General features: G+C 75.3%; 1 protein-coding gene. It reads right to left on the bottom strand.

All coding sequences use genetic code 11. The features are described from left to right. Positions 1 to 566, bottom strand: a 566-nt coding sequence (locus tag G3I65_RS44480; protein WP_160701441.1) for a glycosyltransferase family 2 protein, incomplete at its 3' end; no start/stop codon positions are given. Positions 567 to 645 lie beyond the last annotated feature (79 nt).

Raw genomic sequence — 645 nt, 5'->3', positions numbered from 1 at the left:
CACCCGCGCGCGGCGAGGTCCAGGGCGAACAACTCCTCCTCGCCCCCGAGCCACATCCGCGGGGAGAAGCCGCCGACCTCGCGGAACGCGCGGACGCGGACCGCGGTCAGCCCGGCCATGATGCCCAGCAGCGCCGGGCCGGGCAGCCACGGCGGGCCCGGCACCGGCGACTCGCGCAGCTCCGGCGTGATCGGGTCCTCGGCCAGGTCCGGCTCGACCAGGCACCGGCCGGTCACCGAACCGAGGCCCGGGTGGGCGTCCAGGAGGTCCGCGGCGCGGGTGAGGGCGCCCGGCTGCCAGGTCGTGTCGTCGTCGCAGAAGGCGACGTACGGCGTCGTCACCTCCTCGACGGCGACGTTCCGGGCCACCGCGCCGAGGTTCTCCGCCAGCCGGAACAGCCGGACGCCGGGGAACTCCCGCGCGACCATGTCGGCCGTGCCGTCCGCGGAGCCGTTGTCCGCGACGAGGATCGGCGCCGCGTCCGGCAGGGACGTCATGTGCCGCAACGTTTCCCGCAGCTGCTCGCGGCGGTCGCAGGTGATGATCACGACCGAGATTCGCGCCATTCGGCGGTCCTTTCCAGGGTCCGGGCCTGCTGTTCGACGTGGGCGGGCAGCACGCGGCGGGAGCCCAGCGCCCGCGGCA

The sequence above is a fragment of the Amycolatopsis sp. SID8362 genome, assembly GCF_010550475.1.
Taxonomy (GTDB): domain Bacteria; phylum Actinomycetota; class Actinomycetes; order Mycobacteriales; family Pseudonocardiaceae; genus Amycolatopsis; species Amycolatopsis eburnea.
This window is presented reverse-complemented; position numbering and strand designations above follow the sequence as displayed.